The organism is Polaromonas sp. 39-63-25 (genome assembly GCF_002278925.1).
Lineage (GTDB): Bacteria > Pseudomonadota > Gammaproteobacteria > Burkholderiales > Burkholderiaceae_C > Polaromonas.
The window spans coordinates 66,083-72,680 of record NZ_NCJH01000024.1 but is presented as its reverse complement, the minus strand read 5'-3'; the positions used below and the strand labels follow the sequence as shown (position 1 = coordinate 72,680).

Below are 6,598 nucleotides of genomic sequence, written 5' to 3'. Positions count from 1 at the left end.
TGCGGAGGCGCGGCAGCCGGATCGGGATGGGATGCAAGGCGGATTTCGCAGCCAATAGCTGGCTATTGGCAAGAAATTCAACGCAGCAGGCCGCCCGAGTCCGGCTGATCGCGCGCCGCAGGGGACTTGTTCAGCGCTTCCCTAAGCGCTCACGCCCCCGACAACAAGGCCGCATTGCCCCCCGCCGCGGTGGTGTTCACGGTGACGGTCTGTTCGGCGCAGAAGCGGTACAGGTAATGCGGGCCGCCGGCCTTGGGGCCGGTGCCGCTAAGGCCCTCGCCGCCAAAAGGCTGGCTACCCACCACCGCGCCGATCATGTTGCGGTTGATGTAGATGTTGCCGACATGCGCGGCCGCGGCCAAGGCCTGGGCGCGCGAGTCGATGCGGGTCTGGATGCTCAGCGTGAGGCCGTAGCCGAGGGCGTTGATCTGGGCTATCACCTTTTGCGGCTCGCCGCTCCAGCGCACGATCTGCAGCACCGGCCCGAAGATTTCGTCTTTCACCTCGGCCAGGCTGGCTACTTCGAAGGCGCTGGGCAGAACCAGATTTGCTATTGAATCAGGAGCTGTCTGCGCATGGGCAGAAAGGGCTGGAAGCACTTTTGATGTTGAATCCAGGCGCTGCAGGTGGTTCTGGATGTTGTCAAACGCCTCGCGGTCTATCACCGGGCCGACATCGGTGGAAAGCAGGGTCGGGTCGCCCACGGCCAGCTCCTGCAGCGCGCCCTGGATCATGGCCACCACCTTGTCGGCGATGCCCTCATGCACACACAGCAGGCGCAGCGCCGAGCAGCGCTGGCCGGCCGAGCGGAAGGCGCTTTGCACCACGGCATCGACCACCTGCTCGGGCAGGGCGCTGCTGTCGACCAGCATGGCGTTGATGCCGCCGGTCTCGGCGATCAGCGGCACGATGGCGCCGTCCTTGGCGGCGAGCGCGCGGTTGATGATTTTGGCGACTTCGGTGGAGCCGGTGAACACCACGCCGGCCACGCCCGGCGCCGCCACCAGCGCCGCACCGACGGTTTCGCCGGGGCCGTGCAAAAGCTGCAACGCGCCTTCGGGCACACCGGCGGCGTGCAGCAGCTTCACCGCTTCCCAGGCCACGCCTGGCGTCTGCTCGGCCGGTTTGGCCAGCACCGCGTTGCCGGTGCTAAGGGCCGCGGCGACCTGGCCGGTGAAAATCGCCAGCGGAAAATTCCAGGGGCTGATGCAGACCCAGACGCCGCGTGCGCTCAGACGCAGCTCATTGGTTTCGCCGGTCGGCCCCGGCAAGGCGATGGGCGCCATGATGCGTTCGGCCTCGCCCGCGTAGTAACGCAGGAAGTCAATCGCCTCGCGCACCTCGGACACCGCGTCGCCCCAGGTCTTGAAAGCTTCCTTGACCAGCAGCGCGCAGAAGGCGGGCATCTGTTGCTGCAGCGCATCGGAGGCGCGGCGCAACACTGCGGCGCGTTCGGCCACCTCCACTTTGCTCCATTTTTGATAGCTGTCCGCGCCCACCGCTACTGCGCTCGTGGCCAATTTCGCATCGAACTCCGGCACCACGGGCACCTGCGTGGTCTGCAGCGCGGCCAGCAGGGGTGCACGCATGCTCTCGACCGTGAGGTCCAGTCCCTCGCTGTTGGGACGGCCGGAGCCATACAGGGCGGGCGGCAGCGGCAGGGACGACTCGGGCTCCATGCGCAGGGGCGAAGTCAGCAGCACATCCATGCCGACCGACTCATCGGCAAGCTGGTGCACAAACGAGGAGTTGGCACCGTTTTCCAGCAGTCGGCGCACGAGGTAGGCCAGCAGGTCGCGGTGGGCGCCGACCGGGGCGTAGACCCGGCAGCTGATCTGCGGGTTTTTCAGCACTTCGCGGAACACCCCCTCGCCCATGCCGTGCAGTCTTTGCAACTCGAATGGTACGGCATTGCGTGCAGCCATCTGAATAATGGCGGCGATCGTGCCCGCGTTGTGCCCCGCAAACTGCGGGTAAATCGCGTCGGGTGCGGCCAGCAGGGCCTGCGCGCAGGCGAGGTAAGACACATCGGTGTGGTGCTTGTGCGTGAACACCGGGTAGTGCGGCAGGCCCAGCTCCTGCGCACGCTTGATTTCCGAGTCCCAGTAGGCGCCCTTGACCAGGCGGCACATGAAACGCAGCCGGTACTTGCGGGCCAGGGTGATGACGTGGCCGACCAGCTCCAGCGCACGCGTCTGGTAGGCCTGCAGTGCCAGCCCGAAGCCCTGCCACTGCGGCTGCTGCTGCGCCACCAAAGCGGCCAGCGCTTCAAACACGTCCAGCGAGAGTTCGAGCCGGTCCACCTCTTCGGCGTCGATGGTCAGGTTGATGTTGGCGCGCGCCGCCAGCTCGCACAAGCCCCAGACACGCGGCACCAGGTCGGCCAGCACGCGTGCATGCTGGGCGTCTTCGTAACGTGGGTGCAGCGCGCTGAGCTTGATGGAGATACCGTCGTTTTGCTCACAGGTGCCCGTCCTGTCTGCGCGGGCAGCTATGGATTTAATAGCATCTTCATAACTCGCCAGGTAGTGCAGTGCATCCGCATCGGTGCGCGCGCCCTCGCCCAGCATGTCGTACGAAAATCTGAGCCCCCACGCTTGCCCTGCGGGCTGCGCTGCCCCCTCAGGGGGCTGTTCCGCCTTGGGGCGGCCCGGCGGCGAAACGCGCAGGCTGGCCACTTTCTTTTGGGCGTCGCGGGCTTCGTCCATCGCCTCGCCGATGTTCTGGCCCAGTACAAACTGCCGCCCCAGCAACTGCACCGCGCGCAAGGTGGCGGCCACCACGGTGCGCGCACCCAGCTTGCTCATGATGCTGCTCTGGCCATCTTCAGGCAGAAACTTCTTGGACAGGGCGATGGCCGAGGCCGACAGGCGCGCCATCATGCCGTCGCTGGCGCCGTCAAAATCGGCGCGGCCCAGCTGGTCGGCGGTCAGGGCAATCGCGGTCTCGGCATCGGGCACCCGCAGCAGCGCTTCGGCCAGGCGCATCAGGGCCAGGCCCTCGGCGCTGGAAATCGGGTACTCCTTGAGCAGGCTTTCCATGGCCCAGAAGGGCGGCGGGTTGTCGCGCACGGCCTGCACCCAAGGCTGGGCCAGGGGCACGGCGGCGGCCCAGTCCAGCGCCCCAGCCAGCGCCTGAAGATGCCGGGCAACGATGCCGGCTTCAGGCCGGTAAGGAAAAGGAAGGCGGGGCTGTTGCGACATGAAAAATCTCCGTGAACTGGTGAATAACGCCATGTTCTCTGGATTACATGAGAATTTCACGCTAAATTCAGCCACCAACTCCGAATAATTCACTACCATGACCGACACCCCGCCCGACATCGACCGCATCGACCTGAAGATCTTGAGCGTGCTGCAGCAGGACGGGCGCCTCTCCAACCTCAAGCTCGCCGAAGCGGTGGCGCTGTCGCCCACGGCCGTACTGGCGCGTGTGCAGCGGCTCACGCGCGACGGCTACATCCTGGGCTACGAGGCGCGGCTGAATCCTTTGAAGCTGGGCGCCGGCATGATGGTGTTCGTCGAGGTGCTGCTGGACCGCACCACGCCCCATGTGTTTGAGGCCTTCAAGGCGGCGGTGCAGGTGTACCCGCAGATCATGGAATGCCACATGGTGGCCGGCGGCTTTGACTACCTGCTCAAGACCCGCATGGCCGACATGGCGGCCTACCGCGACTTCGCCGGCAACGCACTCTGGCAGTTGCCCGGCGTGCGCGAAACCCGCACCTACGCGGTGATGGAAGAGGTCAAGAACACCACCCAGCTGGCCCTGGGTGTGTAAGCGCAGCAACTATGGCGCTGCCTGAGCGGGACTATTTGCGCTGTTTGACCCAATAGTTCATGCCTTGTGGGCAAACCGCATTGCCACCGCCGGCTATTTGGAATAAGTTTGCTTCGGGTAGGTTCTGCTTTGCATAGGCAGCCCGCCCGCATCGTCCAACAACGCCACGGAGTCCAGCATGAACTTTTTCCAACGATGGGGTGCCTGCAGCCTGCTTGCACTCCTGCTCTCGGCGCCCGGCCATGCGGCGGACATCGGCGTCACGGACAAGGAAATCCTGGTGGGGCAGTTCGCGGCCCAGACCGGCCCCGCCGCCGAACTGGGCAAACGCATGCAGCTGGGCATGCTGGCGTATTTCAATGCGGTCAATGCGGCCGGCGGCATCAACGGCCGCACCATCAAGCTGGTATCGCGCGACGACGGGTATGAACCGGAGAAGGCGGCGGCCGCCGTCAAGGCCCTGATCGAGGAAGACAAGGTGTTTGCGCTGGTGGGCTCGGTCGGCACGCCGACCACGCTGGCGGCGGTGCCCGCCATCAATGCGGCCGGCATTCCGCTGATCGGTCCCTTCACCGGCGCGCAGGCCCTGCGCGAACCACTCAACCGCAACCTGTTTCATGTGCGCGCCAGCTACTTTGACGAGACCGAACGCATCGTGCAGCACCTGAGCACGCTGGGCATCAAGAAGATTGCGGTTTTCTACCAGAACGACTCCTACGGCAAAGCCGGCCTGGAAGGCGTAACGCGGGCGCTGACCAAACGCAGCCTCAAGCCCGCCGCAGCCGTGACGGTGGAACGCAATTCGGTCGATGTCAGCGCCGCATGGGCCGAACTCGTGAAAGCCGCCCCGGAAGCGGTGGTGCAGATCAGCGCTTACAAATCATGTGCGGCGCTGATCAAGCTGGCGCGCAGCAAGGGTTACGGTGGACAATTTTTCAATGTGAGTTTTGTCGGCTCCACGGCCCTGTCGGCGGAACTGGGCGATGCCGGCGCCGGCGTGACGATTTCGCAGGTGGTGCCCTTTCCCTACACGCCTTCGTCGGAGATCGTGCGCGAGTACCAGCAGCGCATGACCGAAGCGGGCAACAAGGACTTCGACTTCTCCAGCATGGAAGGCTTTCTGGCCGCCAAGGTGTTTGTCGAAGGGGTGCGCCGGGCCGGCAAGGCCCTGACACGCGCGAGCCTGGTCAGCGGGCTGGAGTCCATGCGTGATGTCAACATGGGCGGGTTCCTGGTCAGTTACAGCCCGAAGAACCATGAAGCATCCCATTACACCGACCTGACCATCATTGGGCGTGGCGGACGTTTTGTGCGATAGGGCCTGTTCCCCCTATAGTGATGTTTTTTTGGGAGGACCCGCCATGAAAGACCTGACACCTCATCGCCTTTGGAGTGGTGCCGCGCTGGCACTGCTTGCCCTCGCCGCCCAGCCAGTAGCGGCCCAGACTCTCAAGCCCGGTTTGTGGGAGATCAACAACAAAATGCAGTCCAGCTCGGGGCAGATGGAAAAAGCCATGGCCGAGGCGCAAAAGCAGATGGCCGCCATGCCGCCCGAGCAGCGCAAGATGATGCAGGACATGATGGCCAAACAGGGTGTATCCATGGGCCCCGGTGCCGGAGGCAACATGGCCGTGAAAATCTGCATGACCAAAGAGATGGCGCAACGCAATGAGCTGCCCGCCCAGCAGGGAGACTGCAAAACCACGAACTCGCCGCGTTCGGGCAACACCATGAAGATGTCGTTTGCCTGCACCCAGCCCCCGTCCAGCGGCGAAGGCACGGTCACCTTTGTCAGCCCCGAGGCTTACACGATGAAGATGACCATGAAAAGCATGATGCAGGGCAAACCCGAAACCATGACCATGGACGGCGGCGGCAAGTGGCTGTCAGCGGACTGCGGAAACATCAAGCCCCTCGCCGCACCGAAGAAATAGCCCCCACGGCGCGCGGGAGCTGCAAGGCCCTTCTTCATTCCAGCAGGGGCCGCGGAACCGGCTTTGCCGGGCCGCAGGCGCAGCGCCCCCTCGGGGGGCAGAGAGTTACACGCAGTGAACGAACGTGGGGGCTCTATCTGTCGCCGAAAATCGCCGTCCCCACCCGAACCATGGTGCTGCCGGCATGAATGGCCGCTTCCAGATCGGCCGTCATGCCCATCGACAGCGTGTCCATCGCCTGCGGCAACACACCAACCCGATTGATCTGGTCAAAAAGGTCTGCAACCCTTTTATGGACAGCGCAAGCAGCTACAAAATCAGGAGCAGGCTCGGGAATCGACATGAGGCCGCGCAGCTGCAGCCGCGGCAGCCGCGCGACCTCGGCCGCCAGCGCCTGGGCGTCCTGCGGCGTCACGCCGGACTTGGTGGCGCCGCCGTCGATGTTGACCTGCAGGCACACCTGCAGCGGCGGCAAATGCGGCGGACGCTGCTCGCTCAGGCGCTGCGCAATCTTCAGGCGGTCCACCGACTGCACCCAGTCGAAATGTTCGGCGACCAGCCGCGTCTTGTTGCTCTGGAGGGGGCCGATGCAATGCCACTCGGATGGGCGGGACGGTGGCAGGCCGGGGTGATCGGCTTCCCATCCGCGAACCGCGAGAATCTTGTCCACACCCTCCTGGATGTAGTTCTCGCCGAACGCGTATTGCCCATCGGACATGGCATCGATCACCGCATCGGCACCGAAGGTCTTGGACACGGCCAGCAGGCGCACGCTGGCGGGGTCGCGTCCGGCAGCGACACAGGCCGTGGTTATACGGTCACGGACAAGTTGGAGCTTGCGCACAATCATGGTCATAATCCAACTGTAAAACTTTTCAGGGATC

At 64.5% G+C, this 6,598-nt stretch carries 5 protein-coding genes; 3 read left to right on the top strand and 2 right to left on the bottom strand.

Annotated features, from left to right (window positions below):
• Positions 1 to 149: 149 nt before the first annotated feature.
• Entirely contained in the window at positions 150 to 3,203 is a 3,054-nt protein-coding gene (locus B7X65_RS20915) for an L-glutamate gamma-semialdehyde dehydrogenase (RefSeq protein ID WP_293596195.1), read from the bottom strand.
• A gap of 97 nt (positions 3,204 to 3,300) precedes the next feature.
• Between B7X65_RS20915 and B7X65_RS20910 the strand changes: the two genes are divergently transcribed.
• The 3 genes from B7X65_RS20910 (at position 3,301) to B7X65_RS20900 (ending at position 5,714) form a co-directional block, all read left to right on the top strand.
• Positions 3,301 to 3,780, top strand: coding sequence for an Lrp/AsnC ligand binding domain-containing protein (locus B7X65_RS20910; RefSeq protein ID WP_293596194.1), 480 nt, complete (start codon positions 3,301 to 3,303; stop codon positions 3,778 to 3,780).
• A 178-nt stretch (positions 3,781 to 3,958) separates the two neighbouring features.
• Entirely contained in the window at positions 3,959 to 5,098 is a 1,140-nt protein-coding gene (locus tag B7X65_RS20905; protein WP_293596193.1) for an ABC transporter substrate-binding protein, read from the top strand.
• 43 nt (positions 5,099 to 5,141) lie between these two features.
• Positions 5,142 to 5,714, top strand: coding sequence for a DUF3617 domain-containing protein (locus B7X65_RS20900; protein WP_293596192.1), 573 nt, complete (start codon positions 5,142 to 5,144; stop codon positions 5,712 to 5,714).
• 133 nt (positions 5,715 to 5,847) lie between these two features.
• Here B7X65_RS20900 and B7X65_RS20895 read toward each other — a convergent pair whose 3' ends face one another.
• Complete coding sequence (locus tag B7X65_RS20895) at positions 5,848 to 6,570, bottom strand: YggS family pyridoxal phosphate-dependent enzyme (protein WP_293596191.1); 723 nt, start codon at positions 6,568 to 6,570, stop codon at positions 5,848 to 5,850.
• Positions 6,571 to 6,598 lie beyond the last annotated feature (28 nt).

What these genes read in the sequence shown, in the direction of transcription:
- B7X65_RS20915 (WP_293596195.1), bottom strand. Translation starts at nt 3,203, where the DNA reads ATGTCGCAACAGCCCCGCCTTCCTTTTCCTTACCGGCCTGAAGCCGGC.
- B7X65_RS20910 (WP_293596194.1), top strand. Translation starts at nt 3,301, where the DNA reads ATGACCGACACCCCGCCCGACATCGACCGCATCGACCTGAAGATCTTG.
- B7X65_RS20905 (WP_293596193.1), top strand. Translation starts at nt 3,959, where the DNA reads ATGAACTTTTTCCAACGATGGGGTGCCTGCAGCCTGCTTGCACTCCTG.
- B7X65_RS20900 (WP_293596192.1), top strand. Translation starts at nt 5,142, where the DNA reads ATGAAAGACCTGACACCTCATCGCCTTTGGAGTGGTGCCGCGCTGGCA.
- B7X65_RS20895 (WP_293596191.1), bottom strand. Translation starts at nt 6,570, where the DNA reads ATGACCATGATTGTGCGCAAGCTCCAACTTGTCCGTGACCGTATAACC.